The organism is Pseudomonas sp. ICMP 561 (assembly GCF_002699985.1).
In the GTDB taxonomy this organism is placed as follows: Bacteria; Pseudomonadota; Gammaproteobacteria; order Pseudomonadales; family Pseudomonadaceae; genus Aquipseudomonas; species Aquipseudomonas quasicaspiana.
This window is the reverse complement of record NZ_LKBT01000034.1, coordinates 250,118-265,384: the sequence shown is the minus strand read 5'-3', so window position 1 is coordinate 265,384 and position 15,267 is coordinate 250,118. Positions and strand designations below refer to the sequence as shown.

The window sequence follows — 15,267 nt, the reverse complement described above, 5'->3', positions numbered from 1 at the left end:
ACAACAAGCGCGCATCCTACACAAAGCATGATGATCACGCATACAAAGCTTTCAAAACGCACAGATCACGCAATCACGAAACAAAAAACGCACCAAACGTGTACATAAAGCCAAAGAAACGAGTCAATACTGTGCGAAGCGCCTCAAGCGGTGGCTATATTGTTTTCCTTCAAACGCTCCAGCACTACTGAAGTCTTGAGATGCGAAACGCAGTTTGTCTCAGAAATCCTGCCCATCAGTTGATTGAGGCTGGCGAGATCTGCCACTGCGGTTTTCAGGTTGTAATCGGCATCACCGGTGGTTTTGTACGCATCGATGATTGCAGCCTCGGTGCCGATGAACGCCTGAAAGCCTTCTGAATGCTCCGGTCGATGGCTGATCAACTTGACCTCCACCATCGCCACCACCTCCAGATTCATGGCCTGTGGGGCCAGCCGCGCATGGTAGCCAAGGATCAACTGCGCCTGCTCCAGAGCGATCCGACGCCGCGAACACTGGGACGCGGACAACCCGATCAGGTCACTAAGCTCCTGATTGGTCAGGCGCCCGTTGGCCTGTAGCAGGGTCAGGATCTTCAAATCAAAATCGTCGATCTCGTTGACTTTCATGGTCGAGTAATCCGTCGGAATTCAAAGGCTTCGGACGCAAAGCCTAACAGTTTATGCTTGACGCTTGGCCAATGGCGGGTAGCCTGCGTCATCCTTTTGCAGCACCTGAAAAATCCAAAAGCTGTTGTGTGGCACCTGTTTTGCAAAATGCCCCGTACAGCTCGCAATTGGCGGCTTGTATCCACTCGGTATCTTCACCTGGGTCAGAACCTTTTATGAACGAACAAAAATCTGCCGCTCACCTGCATCGCGGGCTCAAGAATCGGCATATCCAGCTGATCGCCCTGGGCGGCGCAATCGGCACCGGACTGTTCCTGGGCATTGCGCACACCATCAATATGGCCGGTCCGTCGGTCATCCTCGGTTACGCCATTGCGGGCATGATCGCGTTTTTCATCATGCGCCAGCTGGGTGAAATGGTGGTGGAAGAGCCTGTCGCGGGTACTTTCAGTCACTTCGCCAACCGTTACTGGGGTCGCTTCGCAGGTTTCATGTCGGGCTGGAATTACTGGGTACTTTACGTACTGGTGGGCATGGCCGAACTGACTGCGGTGGGCCAGTACGTGCAGTATTGGTGGCCTGAGACGCCAACCTGGGTGTCGGCGGCAATCTTCTTCGTGGCCATTAATCTGATCAACCTGACCAGCGTAAAGATCTTCGGCGAGATGGAGTTCTGGTTCTCCATGATCAAGATCGTCGCGATCATCAGCATGATCGTGTTCGGTGCCTGGCTGCTGGCCAGCGGCACCGGCGGGCCTGACGCAAGCGTCGCCAACCTCTGGCAGTACGGTGGCTTCTTCCCGAATGGCATCAGCGGGCTGGTGATGGCCATGGCCTTCATCATGTTCTCGTTCGGTGGTCTGGAGCTGGTCGGCATCACTGCTGCCGAGGCAGAAAACCCTAAGACCAGCATTCCAAAGGCAACCAATCAGGTGATCTACCGCATCCTGATTTTCTACGTCGGCGCGCTGGCCATCCTGCTCTCTCTGTACCCTTGGCAGAAAGTCGTGACTGGCGGCAGCCCGTTCGTGCTGATTTTCCACGCGCTGGACAGCAATCTGGTCGCCACCCTCCTGAATGTCGTGGTGCTGACCGCAGCGCTGTCGGTCTACAACAGCTGCGTTTACAGCAACAGCCGCATGCTCTTCGGTCTGGCCATGCAAGGCAATGCGCCCAAGGCCTTGCTCAAGGTGAACCGTCGCGGCGTGCCATTGCTGGCGCTGGGCGTATCGGCCACCGCCACCGGCCTGTGCGTGCTGATCAACTACCTGATGCCAGGTAAAGCCTTCGAACTGCTGATGGCACTGGTGGTGTCCGCACTGGTGTTGAACTGGGTGATCATCAGCATTACCCACTTGAAATTCCGCAAGGCCAAGCGCGAAGCGGGTGAAACCACTGAATACCAAAGCTGGGGCTACCCGCTGACCAACTACGTGTGCCTGGTATTCCTGCTGGGCATTCTGGTGATCATGTACTTCACGCCCGGCATTTCGCTTTCGGTATTCCTGCTTCCGGCGTGGCTGATTGTTCTGGGGGTGGCTTACCGGATCAAGATGCGTAAGGCGAAGGCTCTTTCAGCGCGGAACTGAAACTGTTGGAGCGAGGCTTGCCCGCGAACCAGCCAACTCGTTTGGGCAGAAATATTGCGTCATCGTTCTTCGCGGGCAAGCCTCGCTCCAACAGGACTAGCTGCTACAACAACGACATCTGCCCACCCGGTGGGCAGAATGCCTCGCAATCCAGGTTGAAGCTTTCCCGCTGGTTAAGCCCCAGCCGCTTGATCGCCATGCGATAGCGCTGCGCCAACAGGTCAGCAAACGGGCCTTCGCCACGCATTCGCACGCCAAAACGGCTGTCGTAAACCTCACCGCCACGCACTTGTCTGACCAGACTCATCACATGCTCGGCCCGTTGCGGGTAGTGCGCCTGTAGCCATTCTTCAAATAGCGGCGCAACTTCCAGCGGCAGGCGCAGCATCACGTAGCTGGCACTCAAGGCCCCGGCAGCCTTGGCTTCGCTGAGCATGGCTTCCAGTTCCATGTCGTTGATCATCGGGATGATCGGCGCGCACAACACGCCCACCGGCACCCCCGCATCGCGTAGCACCCGAATCGCTCGCAGCCTCGCTTTGGGCGCAGCGGCGCGCGGCTCCAGAATGCGTTTGAGTTCGTCGTCCAGCGTAGTCAGGCTGATGAACACCGAGATCAGATTCTGTTTCGCAAGTTCGGCCAGCAGGTCCAGATCCCGGAGGATCAACGACCCTTTGGTAATGATCGTCACCGGATGGCGATAACGCAGCAGCACTTCGAGCACCGCCCGGGTGATTTTGTACTCACGCTCGATGGGCTGATACGGATCGGTGTTAGCTCCCAGAGTAATCGGCGCGCAGCGATAACCCGGCTTCGACAACTGCTGTTCGAGCACAGCAGCGGCGTTGGTTTTAGCGATCAGCTTCGTTTCGAAATCCAGGCCCGGCGACATGTCCCAATAGGCATGACTGGGCCGCGCATAGCAGTAAATACAACCGTGCTCACAACCGCGAAACGGGTTGATCGAGCGATCAAAGGGAATGTCAGGCGAGGTGTTGCGCGTGATGATGCTTTTGGCCGTTTCGCTGGTGACCTGTGTGCCTTGGGTCAACGGCACTTCCTGATACCAGCCGTCGTCCTCAGCCAATGAACGGCTGGGCGCGAAGCGATTATGCGGGTTGCTGGCCGTGCCCCGGCCGCGAGGCGGGAAAATCAGGGACATGGGGGCTTCTCCTATAACTGTATGTGCATACAGTACAAGATATACCTCTTATATCCCTAGCTTGCCCGATAAAAGGCATAACACCGGTAGGAGTCACTTCAATCCAAATCAACCGGCTTTTTCAGCTTCGGATTCGGGAAGAACTGCACGCCCTGTACCTTCGGATCGATAGCCTTGACCGCGATTTTGTTGACGCGCGTGCCCAGCTCCTTGGGTACCGAATTGCCCTGCTCGTTGAGGGTGTCGCTGTAACCGCAGCCCACGCACTCACGATGAGGAACGTCGTTTTCGCTCCACATCATGAGTTTGTCAGGCTCGCTGCACGCCGGGCAGACAGCCCCGGCGATGAAGCGCTTCTTGGTAATGATTACCGGTGTATCGGTCATGCTGCCGCATCCTCACTCAGGCCACTGTGGCGCAAGAGTGCGTCAATCGACGGCTCACGTCCGCGGAAGTCGACGAACAGCACCATCGGCGCCTGGGAACCGCCGCGAGCCAGGATCGCTTCACGGAAGGCGCGACCGGTCTCGGCATTGAGTACACCGTCTTCTTCGAACTTCGAGAACGCGTCAGCGGACAGCACTTCAGCCCACTTGTAGCTGTAGTAACCCGCCGCGTAACCGCCTGCGAAAATGTGCGCGAAGCTGTTTGGGAAGCGGTTGTAAGCAGGCGGACGCATCACCGACACTTCGTCGCGAATGCCATCCAGAACCTGCGCCACGCTGCGGCCGTCGCCGTGAGTGGCATGCAGCTCGAAGTCGAACAGCGAGAATTCCAGCTGACGAACCATCATCAGCCCGGACTGGAAGTTTTTCGCAGCGAGCATTTTTTCCAGCAGGTCCTGTGGCAACGCTTCGCCAGTCTGGTAATGACCGGAAATCAGCGCCAGACCTTCCGGCTCCCAGCACCAGTTTTCCATGAACTGGCTTGGCAGCTCTACGGCATCCCACGCCACGCCGTTGATGCCGGACACACCTGCGTGCTCAACGCGGGTCAGCAGGTGATGCAGACCGTGGCCGAACTCGTGGAACAGGGTGGTGACTTCATCGTGGGTCAGCAACGCAGGCTGACCCGGCGAGGCCGGAGTAAAGTTGCAGACCAGATTCGCCACCGGGCTCTGCAACTGACCTTCGGCAGTACGACGACGGTCGCGGGCGCCGTCCATCCACGCACCGCCACGCTTGTTGGCACGGGCATACAGGTCAAAGAAGAAACGCCCGACGTGCTGACCGTTTTCCTTGATCTCGAACAGGCGTACGTCTGGATGCCAGGTATCGAAGCCTTTCTGCTCGGCGATTTCAATGCCGTACAGACGCTGAACAATGGCAAACAGGCCGCCCAGCACTTTGTCGATCGGGAAGTAAGCGCGCAATGCTTCCTGAGAAACGCTGTAGCGCTGCTCACGCAGTTTCTCGCCATAAAAGCCGCTGTCCCAGCTTTGCAGGTCCGGGCAGCCTTGTTCGGCGGCGTAGGCCTTGAGCTGTTCCAGATCCTGAGCAGCAAAAGGCTTGCTGCGCTTGGCCAGATCACGCAGGAAGGTCAGCACCTGATCGCTGGACTCAGCCATCTTGGTGGCCAGACTCAGTTCGGAGAAGCTCGAAAAGCCCAACAGCTGAGCCAGCTCCTGACGCAAATCGAGGATCTGCTCCATCACCGGGCCGTTGTCGTTCTTGCCAGCATTCGGGCCCTGGTCAGACGCACGTGTGCAGTACGCCGCGTAGACTTCTTCGCGCAGGGCGCGGTCTTCGGCGTAGGTCATCACCGCGTAATAGCTCGGGAATTCCAGAGTGATCAGGAAGCCTTCCAGATCCTTGGCCTTGGCGGCGGCCGCCATTTGTTGCCTGGCCGACTCGGTCAATCCTTTCAGAGCCGCTTCGTCAGTGACCAGCTTGGTCCAGGCCTGAGTGGCGTCGAGCAACTGGTTGGAAAACTGGCTGCCCAGCTCCGACAATTTGCTCTGCACTTCGGCGTAGCGCTTCTGTTGTTCTGGCGGCAAGTCGATGCCCGACAGACGGAAGTCACGCAGCGATTGCTCGAGAATGGTTTTCTGCGCCACATCAAAGCCGGCCGCTTCAGGGCTGTTGGCCAAGGCTTCAAACGCCTGGAACAGCTGGCGGTTCTGACCCATTTCAGTGGAGTAGGCACTCAACGCCGGCAGGCATGACTCGTAGGCTTCGCGCAGTTCGGCGCTGTTGCACACGGCATTCAAGTGGCTGACCGGGCTCCAGGCGGCGCCGAGGCGGTCATTGAGTTCGTCCATCGCCAATACAAGCCCGGCCCATGTAGGCTGCGAGCCTTGCTTGACAAGGATCTCGGCAATCGCTGCGCGGTTGTCGGCAAGAATCTGTTCAATGGCAGGTTTGACATGCTCGGCACGAATCGCCGAAAAAGGTGGCAGGTCGTAGGATTGCAGAAGAGGGTTGTTCGCGCTCACGGTTTTGCACCTTGGCTGGAAGAAACACCCACGCATCTTAATTACAATCGGCGCGGTCCGCAGCTATCAGCGCCAAAGAAGGAGCCTATCGTGGCGATTCGCACGTTCCAGAACCATACGCCAACGCTTGGCGACCGGGCTTTTGTCGATCATTCGGCCGTTGTCCTCGGCGATGTCGAAATCGGTGCTGACAGCTCGGTCTGGCCGCTGACCGTGATTCGCGGTGACATGCACCGCATCCGTATCGGCGCGCGCACCAGCGTGCAGGACGGCAGCGTGCTGCACATTACCCACGCCGGGCCGTTCAACCCGGACGGCTTTCCGCTGCTGATTGGCGATGAAGTCACCATCGGCCACAAAGTCATGCTGCACGGCTGTGTCATCGGCAATCGCATTCTGATCGGCATGGGCAGCACGATCATGGACGGCGCAGTGGTTGAAGACGAAGTGATCATTGGCGCAGGCAGTCTGGTGCCGCCGGGCAAAGTACTGGAAAGTGGTTTTCTTTACGTCGGCCGCCCGGTGAAACAGGTCCGGGCGTTGACCGAGAAGGAGATCGCCTTCTTTCCGTACAGCGCGGCTAATTACGTGAAGCTCAAGGACCTGCATCTGGCGGAAGGTTTTGATCAGCCTTGCTGAATCGCCACATGCCACGGTAGGAGCGAACTTGTTCGCGAGAATTTGTGTCAGGCCCGACGCCTCGCGAACAAGTTCGCTCCTACCGTTGGTGCCGCAAGACAGCTAATCCCGAAAAAACCATGGGAGTTTGCATGCATTACCAAAACATCCTGTTCGACCTGGATGGCACCCTGACCGATCCGCGCCAAGGGATAACCAAGTCAATCCAGTTCGCCCTGAAGCAACTGGGGATCGATGAGCCGGACCTGGCACAACTGGAGCACTTCATCGGCCCTCCGCTGTTGCAGCAGTTCATGCATCAATACGGCTTTGACGAAGCCAGGGCCTGGGAAGCGGTGGGCTTCTATCGCCAACGCTTCAAGGTCACCGGGCTATACGAAAACCTGGTGTTCGATGGCATCTTTGAACTGTTGGATGAGCTGGTCGATCAAGGTCGCAATTTGTATATCGCAACGTCCAAGCCGTGGGTATTCGCCCATGAGATCGCCCGGCATTTCGACTTTGCCCGGCATTTCAAAGTGATTTACGGCAGCGAACTGGACGGCACCCGCACCGATAAAGTTGAACTGATCGCGCATTTGATGGCGACAGAAAAGCTCGATCCGCAGCAGACGCTGATGATCGGCGACCGCAAACACGACCTGATCGGCGGCCTGCGCAATGGGCTGGATGTGGCTGCGGTGGGCTATGGTTTTGGTAGTCATGAGGAATTGCAGGCTGAGTCGCCGACGTATCACTTTGCAACGCTGGCGGAGCTGCATAAGGCGTTTCTAAAGAAGTGACCTGTTCTGCGAACCAGGCACCGCAATGCACCAGACACACAGCGTAATCGTTCTTCGCGGACAAGCCTCGCTCCAACAGATCAGATGCAGCAAAACCCGCACAACCCCGGTCCAAGCTCCATCTAATAACAAGCCTTGGAGGACCCGATGCCGCAGTCCAGCTCCATTGATCAAGCGGTCGCTCATGTCATCGCCCGGTTGCCAGCGCATATCCACATGGGCATTCCATTGGGTCTGGGTAAGCCGAATCGGTTCGTCAACGCACTGTATGAGCGGATCAGGCAAATGCCCGAGCGGCAGCTGACGATCTACACGGCGCTAAGCCTGGGTCGTCCGCCCACCGGGGACGGTCTGCAAGGACGATTCCTGCAGCCGTTTCTGGACCGGATATTTGATGATTATCCCGAGCTGGAATTTCTCGCCGATCTGCACCATGACAGCCTTCCAGCCAACATCCGCGTGCAGCAGTTTTTCATGCAGCCGGGCAGCCTGCTGAACAGTGCGCCCGCCCAGCATGATTACATCAGCAGCAATTACAGCCATGCCGCGCGGGACATCAACGCCGGCGGCCTGAATCTGGTCGCTCAACTGGTTGCCCGTGATGAACAACGGCCGGGCAAGTTAAGCCTGAGCTGCAACCCCGATGTCACCCTCGACTTGTTGCCCATGATTGCCAAGCGGCGCGCAGCCGGAGAAACCGTTTTGATGCTGGGCCAGGTTCATGCGGATCTGCCCTATATGCCGGGCGATTCGGAGCTAGATGCCGAGGACTTCGACTTTCTGATCGATGAAGAAGAGCGCAGCACATTGTTTTCCACGCCGAATATGCCGGTGGGCTTTCAGGATCATTTCATCGGCCTGCATGCCAGCACACTGGTACGCGATGGCGGCACCTTGCAGATCGGCATTGGCTCAATGGGCGATGCGCTGACTGCTGCGTTGCTGGCTCGTCAGGCCGATAACGACACTTATCGAGCGCTGCTGGCCGAACTGAACCTCAGCGACTGGCAAACCCTGATCGACCGTGAGGGCGGCGTCGAGCCCTTCGTTTCAGGGCTTTACGGCTGCAGCGAGATGTTCGTCAACGGTCTGCTGGTGCTGGTCGACGCCGGGATCATTCGCCGCAAGGTGTATCCCGATGCAATGCGTCAGCGCGAAGCCAATAATGGCACCCTCGACGAGTCGGCTTACACGGACGGCATCACGGTCCATGGCGGGTTCTTCCTCGGGCCGCAGAGTTTCTATCAGCGCTTGCGAGAGTTTTCCCTGGAGCGTCTCGGCGACTTCAACATGACTGCCATCAGCTATATCAACGAGCTGTATGGCGATGAGCAACTCAAGCGTCTGCAGCGACGCGATGCGCGGTTCATCAACAGTGCGTTCACCGTCACCCTCATGGGTGCCGCGGTGTCTGATCAACTGGCAGACGGCCGGGTAGTGAGTGGTGTCGGTGGCCAATACAACTTTGTGGCCCAGGCGCATGCACTGGAGGACGCCCGTTCAATTCTGATTCTGCGCAGCTGGCGTGAGTCTGGCGGCGAGACCAGTTCCAATATCGTCTGGGAATACGGCCACACCACCATTCCGCGTCACCTGCGAGATATCGTGGTCACCGAATACGGCATTGCCGACCTGCGCGGCAAGAATGATTCAGCGGTCATTGAAGCCATGCTCAATATCAGTGACTCGCGCTTTCAGCCGGGTTTGATCGAACAAGCGCAAAGAGCGGGCAAGCTGCCCAAGGATTTCAAACTGGACCCGCGCTTCGCCCACAACACCGCTGAGCGCCTTCAAGCCATCGCCGATCAATATTCGCAACTCTTTCCCGAATACCCCTTGGGCTGCGACTTCAACACTGAAGAGCGCGACCTGCTGCGGGCGCTGCACTGGCTGGAGAGCAAGTTCAAGCTCACGGAAATCATCGAGCTGGGCAAGGCGACACTGGATGCGCCTGAGCCCGAGGCGTTCCCGGTGCATCTGGAGCGCATGCAGCTTGACCGGCCACAGGGGTTGAAAGAGGAGCTGTATCAGCGGCTGTTGTTGGCGGGGTTGCAGAATACGGCTCGGACTGATGCAGCGCCCGGCGTCTGACACAGCGCCGTACCTGTCGGAGACTCACTGTTCGCCTGCAAATGCAATTTTCTGTGGGAGCGAGGCTTGCCCGCGATAAGGGCGATCCGGTCCATCTGTCGAATCGCGGTGTCTGCATCGCGGGCAAGCCCGGCTCCCACATGAGATTGCGCTCTTCTGTTCAGGCGGGCTTGGTCTGGGCGGCATTGTGACGAGTCAGTCGCTGCGGTGCATCAGGCTTACCGGGTATCGTTCTTCGCGGGCAAGCCTCGCTCCAACAGGTGTCTACAAAGGTCGGGCTCACAGCGTATTCAGCGGAATCTTCAGGTAGCGCACGCCATTGTCTTCAGGCTCGGGAAGGTGGCCTGCCCGCATATTGATTTGCACGGATGGCAGGATTAGCACGGGCATTTCCAGCGTGGCATCCCGGGCTTCGCGCATCTGCACGAATTCGTTTTCATCGATGCCCTGGCGGATGTGGATATTGTTGGCGCGCTGTTCGGCGACCGTCGTCATGTACTGCAACTCGCGACCATCCGGCTGGTAGTCGTGACACATAAACAACCGCGTTGAGTCGGGCAGGGCGAGGATTTTCTGGATCGATTGATACAGCGTTCGCGCATCCGCACCGGGGAAGTCACAGCGCGCCGTGCCGTAATCCGGCATGAACAGCGTATCCCCGACAAAAGCCACACTTTCGCCGCCAACTTCGAACACGTAGGTCATACACGCCGGAGTATGTCCCGGCGTGTGCATGGCCCGCGCCTCAAGGGCGCCGACATTAAAGGTCGCACCATCACCCAGCAGCACATCGAACTGGCTGCCGTCCCGGGCGAAGCCACTCGGCGCATTGAACAGCTCGCCGAACACGTTTTGCACCGCGGTGATGTGGCTGCCAATCGCGATTTTCGCGTTGAGCTTGTCTTTGAGATAAGCCGCTGCCGAAACATGATCGGCGTGGACATGGGTTTCAAGGATCCATTGCACAGAGGCGTTCAGTTCACGAACGCGGGCAATCAGCTGATCGGCGGATTCAGTGCGGGTGCGTCCCGATTTGGGATCGAAGTCGAGTACGCTGTCGATCAGCGCGCAGTGCCGGGTCTGGACGTCCATCACCAGATAACTGAGCGTTGATGTGTGGGTGTCGAACAGGCCTTCGATGTGAAGACGGTCGGCGATGATCATGGGTTCTCCGACAGTATGTGGGTTTGCTGTAGGAGCGCGCTTGCCCGCGATAAGGGCCGAAGGACCTTCAAAGCCAATCGACAAATATCTGCGACAGACGAATCGCCATCGCGGGCAAGCGCGCTCCTACGTTAAGTATCAATTTACTTAACCTGCACCTTGAAGAAGTCCTGACGACCAAACGGGCTAACCTGATAACCGCTGACATCTTTGCGGGTGATAACGGCTGCGGTTGGGTGTGCCAGTGGCAACCAGAGTGCCTGTTGCTGAATCTGCTGCTGAGCCTGGTGATACAGCTTGCTGCGCGCAGCCTGATCGCTGGTGGCTTTGCCGTCGCTGATCAGCTTGTCCAGCGTGGCGTCGCAGTAACGGGCGAAGTTGGTACCGGACTTCACGGCCGCGCAGGAGAACTGCGGGGTCAGGAAGTTATCCGGATCACCGTTGTCACCCGCCCAACCCATGAACAAGAGGTCATGCTCGCCAGCCTTGGCGCGGCGGATCAGTTCGCCCCATTCGATGACTTTGATTTCAGCGTTGATGCCGACTTTAGCCAGGTCCGCCTGCAGCAACTGCGCGCCCAGGTTCGGATTGGGGTTGAGCAGGCTGCCACTCGGGCGGGTCCAGATAGTCGTTTTGAAACCTTCCTTCACGCCCGCCTTTGCCAGCAGCGCTTTAGCTTTGGCGACGTCCGGCTTATAGCCGGGCAGGTCTTTCGCGTAGCTCCAGGTGTTCGGCGGATACGGGCCATTGGCGGCTTCAGCGGTGCCTTCGAATACCGCTTTCAGGTAGCTGTCCTTGTCGAACGCCAGATTGACCGCTTGCCTCACTTCAGCCTTGTCGAACGGCGGGTGCTGGCTGTTGATCGCCAGAAACGCGGTCATGAACGCTTCGGTTTTTTCGATTTTCAGATTCGGATCTTTGGCGGCTTCCTGAATATCCAGCGGCTTGGGCGAAAGAGTGATCTGGCATTCGTTGCGACGAATACGCTGCAAACGCACATTGGCGTCCGGGGTGATTGCGTAGATCAATTTGTCGACGCCCGGCTTGCCCGCGAAATAATCCGCGTTGGCTTCGTAACGCACCACGGCATCTTTCTGGAAGCGTTCAAACACGAACGGCCCTGTACCAATCGGCTGGCTGTTGAGTTTTTCCGGAGTGCCCGCTTTGAGCAGTTGCGCGGTGTACTCGGCCGAGTAGATCGAGGCAAAGCCCATGCTCAGCGTCGCGAGGAACGTGGAGTCCGGATGATCAAGGGTAAAGCGCACAGTCAGCGGGTCAGGCGCGTCGATCTTCTTGATCAGCGCAGGCAACTGCATCGATTGAGCGTGGGGGAAGCCGCTCTGAGCAACCTTGTGCCATGGGTTTTGCGGGTCAAGCATGCGCTGGAAGCTGAACACCACGTCATCCGCGTTCAACTCGCGGCTGGGCGTGAAATAGTCGGTATGGTGAAACTTCACCCCCGGGCGCAATTTGAAGTCGTAGGTCAGGCCGTCAGCCGACACGGTCCAGCTTTGCGCCAGGCTGGGCACCAGCTTGCCGCTCTGGGCGTCGAAATCCACCAGCCGGTTCATCAGCACATCAGCGGAGGCATTGGTGGTGGTTAACGAGTTGTACTGCACCACGTCAAAGCCTTCCGGGCTGGCCTCAGTGCAGACGCTCAACGACGTCGCGGCGCTGGCCATTGCCGGGAACAAAAGAGGAGCTAACAAAAACGGTATCGCAGCAAGACGCATGGCTATATTCCTGTCAGAAAGGGCCCCATCTGCTGGCGCAGTCTGGTAAGGGGGTTACCCTAGACCATGCTTGGACACAGAACAATGGTTACAACCCGACCGGCGGTAGATTTGCCAGCACCCCCGCAAAGGCCTGACCATTGGGCTGAACGCGTTGCCTGATGTTGGGCTAAAGTGCTTTGCCTGTTGTGACACCAAACCCTTTCTGGTATAAAGCAGCGCTCTTTTCCTAGGGGCCCGGTTCCTTCACTGTAGGTGTAGCCGGTAAGACCCTTAAAGAAACGCGGCGCCTGGCGCCAAATGACTGAGAGATTAAGCGGCCAACCCATGCCGGGTTGGGCATGAGGTTTTAGAGGGCTGAGGCATGTCGAGAGTATGTCAAGTTACCGGTAAGGGTCCGGTGACTGGGAATAACATTTCCCACGCAAACAACAAAACCCGTCGTCGTTTCCTGCCAAACCTGCAGCATCACCGCTTTTGGGTTGAAGAAGAGAAACGTTTTGTTCGTCTGCGCGTATCTGCTAAAGGCATGCGTATCATCGACAAGCGTGGCATCACTGTTGTGCTCGCTGAACTCCGTCGCGACGGCAAAATTTAAGGGAGAAGATCATGCGTGAATTGATCCGATTGATTTCTAGTGCTGGTACCGGTCATTTCTACACGACCGACAAGAACAAGCGCACCACTCCGGACAAAATCGAAATCAAAAAATTCGATCCGGTTGTTCGCAAGCACGTGATCTACAAAGAAGGCAAAATCAAGTAATTGATTTTTCTTCTTTACGAAAAAGCCCGCAGCGATGCGGGCTTTTTTGTGCCTGATTGAATGCCAAGGTCAGGCTTTTGCCTCGAATACCACGTAGACCTTGCGGCAGTGCTCCAGCACCTCCCACGTGCCTTTAAAGCCTGCTGGAATCACAAAGCGATCTCCTGCACGCAGGGTTTTCGACCCGCCCGCGTCATCACGCAAAACCGAAACACCCTGCACGATTTCACAGTATTCATGCTCGGTGTAGTTAACGGACCATTGGCCGACCTCACCCTCCCAGACACCCGCGCTCATCTGTCCGCAAGGGCTGTTGTAGTGGTTGTAGATTGTCTGCTCCGGATCGCCCTTGAAGATTTTTTCCGGCGCCGGACGGTAACGTTCAGCTTCGGTGCTGGCTTCGCTGAAATCCACGATGCTGTCGATAGTCATTTCTTACCCTCGCGGTAGGTGCGTTGCTGGTTTGACGAAGCGCCGAGCCAATAGTGCCAAACGCTCGCGTCGCGATGTTGCATAAATCGAACAGGACAGCGCCATTCAGGGCCTTTATGTCAAAGATATTGGAAATCGCCAGATCACTGGTTTAGGGTGGTGAGTGCCGTTGCCCGGTGGCGGTGGATTGCAGATTGTTTGTTTTTTGCACAAATCTACCCACCAGGCACACCCTAATCGATACAAGCGGAGGACATACGCATGACCACCCTGACCCATGCTGACTGGGAAAAACGCGCCAAGGACCTGAAGATCGAAGGCCGCGCGTTCATCAATGGCGAATACTCCGACGCCGCTTCCGGTGAGACATTCGAATGCGTCAGCCCGGTCGATGGCCGCCTGCTGGCCAAAGTTGCCAGCTGTGACGCCGCCGACGCCCAGCGCGCCGTTGAAAGCGCCCGCAAGACATTCAATTCCGGCGTCTGGTCGCGACTGGCACCGACCAAGCGTAAAGCCGCCATGCTGCGCTTTGCCGCACTGATCAATAAAAACGTTGAAGAGCTGGCCCTGCTGGAAACCCTGGACATGGGCAAGCCGATCAGCGATTCGTACAGCATCGACATCCCTGGCGCCGCAAACGCGCTGAGCTGGAGTGGCGAGGCCATCGACAAGCTGTATGACGAAGTAGCTGCCACGCCTCATGACCAGCTTGGTCTGGTGACCCGCGAGCCTGTAGGCGTTGTGGCCGCCATCGTGCCGTGGAACTTCCCGTTGCTGATGGCGAGCTGGAAACTGGGCCCGGCGCTTTCCAGCGGTAACTCGGTCATCCTCAAGCCTTCGGAAAAATCTCCGCTGACGGCCATTCGTATTGCCCAACTGGCGATCGAGGCAGGCATCCCGGCTGGCGTGCTCAATGTGCTGCCAGGTTATGGTCACACAGTGGGCAAGGCGCTGGCCCTGCACATGGATGTCGACACTGCGGTGTTCACCGGCTCGACGAAAATCGCCAAGCAGTTGCTGGTGTACTCCGGCGAATCGAACATGAAGCGCATCTGGCTGGAAGCGGGCGGCAAAAGCCCGAACATCGTCTTTGCCGACGCGCCAGATTTGCAGGCCGCCGCTGAATCCGCGGCCAGTGCTATCGCGTTCAACCAGGGCGAAGTCTGCACCGCAGGTTCGCGCCTGTTGGTGGAGCGTTCGATCAAGGACAAATTCCTGCCCATGGTCATCGAAGCGCTCAAGAGCTGGAAGCCGGGCAACCCGCTGGACCCGGCCACAACCGTGGGTGCGCTGGTGGATACCCAACAGATGAACACCGTGCTGTCTTACATCGAAGCAGGACATACCGACGGCGCCAAACTGGTGGTGGGCGGCAAGCGCATCCTGCAGGAAACCGGTGGCACCTATGTCGAGCCAACGATTTTCGACGGAGTGACCAATGCCATGAAGATCGCTCAGGAAGAGATCTTCGGCCCGGTTCTGTCGGTGTTGACGTTTGATACAGCCGAGGAGGCGATTCAGATCGCCAACGATACGCCGTACGGCCTCGCTGCTGCTGTCTGGACGGCAAACCTGTCCAAGGCCCACCTGACCGCCAAAGCGTTGCGTGCGGGCAGCGTATGGGTCAATCAGTACGATGGCGGCGACATGACCGCGCCATTTGGCGGCTTCAAGCAATCCGGCAACGGCCGCGACAAGTCGCTGCATGCGTTCGACAAGTACACCGAACTGAAATCGACGTGGATTAAGTTGTAACCGCTACACGCGCCGCCCTGTAGGAGCTGCCGAAGGCTGCGAAGCGGTTAGCCTGAGACACCGCTGTTCGCAGCCTTCGGCAGCTCCTACAGGGAGTGGTGATTTGCTTCAAG

The 15,267-nt window shown here is 57.7% G+C and carries 14 protein-coding genes; 7 read left to right on the top strand and 7 right to left on the bottom strand.

The genetic code is table 11. The features are described from left to right. Positions 1 to 143 precede the first annotated feature (143 nt). Complete coding sequence (locus AO242_RS21120; RefSeq protein ID WP_099270234.1) at positions 144 to 608, bottom strand: Lrp/AsnC family transcriptional regulator; 465 nt, start codon at positions 606 to 608, stop codon at positions 144 to 146. Between the two features lie 215 nt (positions 609 to 823). Here AO242_RS21120 and AO242_RS21115 point away from each other — a divergent pair, with 215 nt between their 5' ends. Next, on the top strand, positions 824 to 2,197 hold the full coding sequence (locus AO242_RS21115; protein ID WP_099270233.1) for an amino acid permease: 1,374 nt from the start codon (positions 824 to 826) through the stop codon (positions 2,195 to 2,197). A gap of 103 nt (positions 2,198 to 2,300) precedes the next feature. Here the strand turns inward: AO242_RS21115 and AO242_RS21110 are convergent, their stop codons facing one another. The 3 genes from AO242_RS21110 to prlC all read right to left on the bottom strand — a co-directional run bounded on the left by AO242_RS21110 (position 2,301) and on the right by prlC (position 5,829). Then, positions 2,301 to 3,359, bottom strand: a complete 1,059-nt coding sequence (locus tag AO242_RS21110; protein ID WP_099270232.1) for a PA0069 family radical SAM protein — start codon at positions 3,357 to 3,359, stop codon at positions 2,301 to 2,303. A 98-nt stretch (positions 3,360 to 3,457) separates the two neighbouring features. Next, complete coding sequence (locus AO242_RS21105) at positions 3,458 to 3,745, bottom strand: YheV family putative zinc ribbon protein (protein WP_099270231.1); 288 nt, start codon at positions 3,743 to 3,745, stop codon at positions 3,458 to 3,460. Further along, positions 3,742 to 5,829, bottom strand: coding sequence for an oligopeptidase A (gene prlC / locus AO242_RS21100; RefSeq protein WP_161628562.1), 2,088 nt, complete (start codon positions 5,827 to 5,829; stop codon positions 3,742 to 3,744). The genes AO242_RS21105 and prlC overlap by 4 nt, the downstream gene beginning before the upstream one ends. 54 nt (positions 5,830 to 5,883) lie before the next feature. Between prlC and AO242_RS21095 the strand changes: the two genes are divergently transcribed. The 3 genes from AO242_RS21095 to AO242_RS21085 all read left to right on the top strand — a co-directional run bounded on the left by AO242_RS21095 (position 5,884) and on the right by AO242_RS21085 (position 9,305). Continuing rightward, positions 5,884 to 6,432, top strand: coding sequence for a gamma carbonic anhydrase family protein (locus AO242_RS21095; protein ID WP_099270230.1), 549 nt, complete (start codon positions 5,884 to 5,886; stop codon positions 6,430 to 6,432). Between the two features lie 131 nt (positions 6,433 to 6,563). Next, a complete protein-coding gene (locus tag AO242_RS21090) occupies positions 6,564 to 7,214 on the top strand; it encodes an HAD family hydrolase (protein WP_099270229.1) in 651 nt (216 codons plus the stop codon). Positions 7,215 to 7,361: 147 nt separating this feature from the next. After that, on the top strand, positions 7,362 to 9,305 hold the full coding sequence (locus tag AO242_RS21085; RefSeq protein ID WP_099270228.1) for an acetyl-CoA hydrolase/transferase C-terminal domain-containing protein: 1,944 nt from the start codon (positions 7,362 to 7,364) through the stop codon (positions 9,303 to 9,305). 279 nt (positions 9,306 to 9,584) lie between these two features. Here the strand turns inward: AO242_RS21085 and AO242_RS21080 are convergent, their stop codons facing one another. Both AO242_RS21080 and AO242_RS21075 read right to left on the bottom strand, forming a co-directional pair. Further along, the gene (locus AO242_RS21080) at positions 9,585 to 10,469 is read right to left on the bottom strand and encodes an MBL fold metallo-hydrolase (protein ID WP_099270227.1); all 885 of its coding nucleotides are present in this window, start codon (positions 10,467 to 10,469) and stop codon (positions 9,585 to 9,587) included. A 143-nt stretch (positions 10,470 to 10,612) separates the two neighbouring features. Next, a complete protein-coding gene (locus AO242_RS21075) occupies positions 10,613 to 12,202 on the bottom strand; it encodes an ABC transporter substrate-binding protein (RefSeq protein ID WP_099270226.1) in 1,590 nt (529 codons plus the stop codon). A gap of 364 nt (positions 12,203 to 12,566) precedes the next feature. On the opposite strand from AO242_RS21075, the gene rpmB reads away from it, so the two are divergent. Together rpmB and rpmG are read left to right on the top strand one after the other, a co-directional pair. Beyond that, the gene (gene rpmB, locus AO242_RS21070) at positions 12,567 to 12,800 is read left to right on the top strand and encodes a 50S ribosomal protein L28 (protein ID WP_007920377.1); all 234 of its coding nucleotides are present in this window, start codon (positions 12,567 to 12,569) and stop codon (positions 12,798 to 12,800) included. A gap of 11 nt (positions 12,801 to 12,811) precedes the next feature. After that, positions 12,812 to 12,967, top strand: coding sequence for a 50S ribosomal protein L33 (rpmG, locus tag AO242_RS21065; RefSeq protein WP_007894709.1), 156 nt, complete (start codon positions 12,812 to 12,814; stop codon positions 12,965 to 12,967). A gap of 69 nt (positions 12,968 to 13,036) precedes the next feature. Here rpmG and AO242_RS21060 read toward each other — a convergent pair whose 3' ends face one another. After that, the gene (locus AO242_RS21060) at positions 13,037 to 13,399 is read right to left on the bottom strand and encodes a cupin domain-containing protein (protein ID WP_027902756.1); all 363 of its coding nucleotides are present in this window, start codon (positions 13,397 to 13,399) and stop codon (positions 13,037 to 13,039) included. 261 nt (positions 13,400 to 13,660) lie between these two features. Here AO242_RS21060 and AO242_RS21055 point away from each other — a divergent pair, with 261 nt between their 5' ends. Beyond that, the gene (locus tag AO242_RS21055; protein ID WP_099270225.1) at positions 13,661 to 15,154 is read left to right on the top strand and encodes an aldehyde dehydrogenase; all 1,494 of its coding nucleotides are present in this window, start codon (positions 13,661 to 13,663) and stop codon (positions 15,152 to 15,154) included. Positions 15,155 to 15,267: the final 113 nt, after the last annotated feature.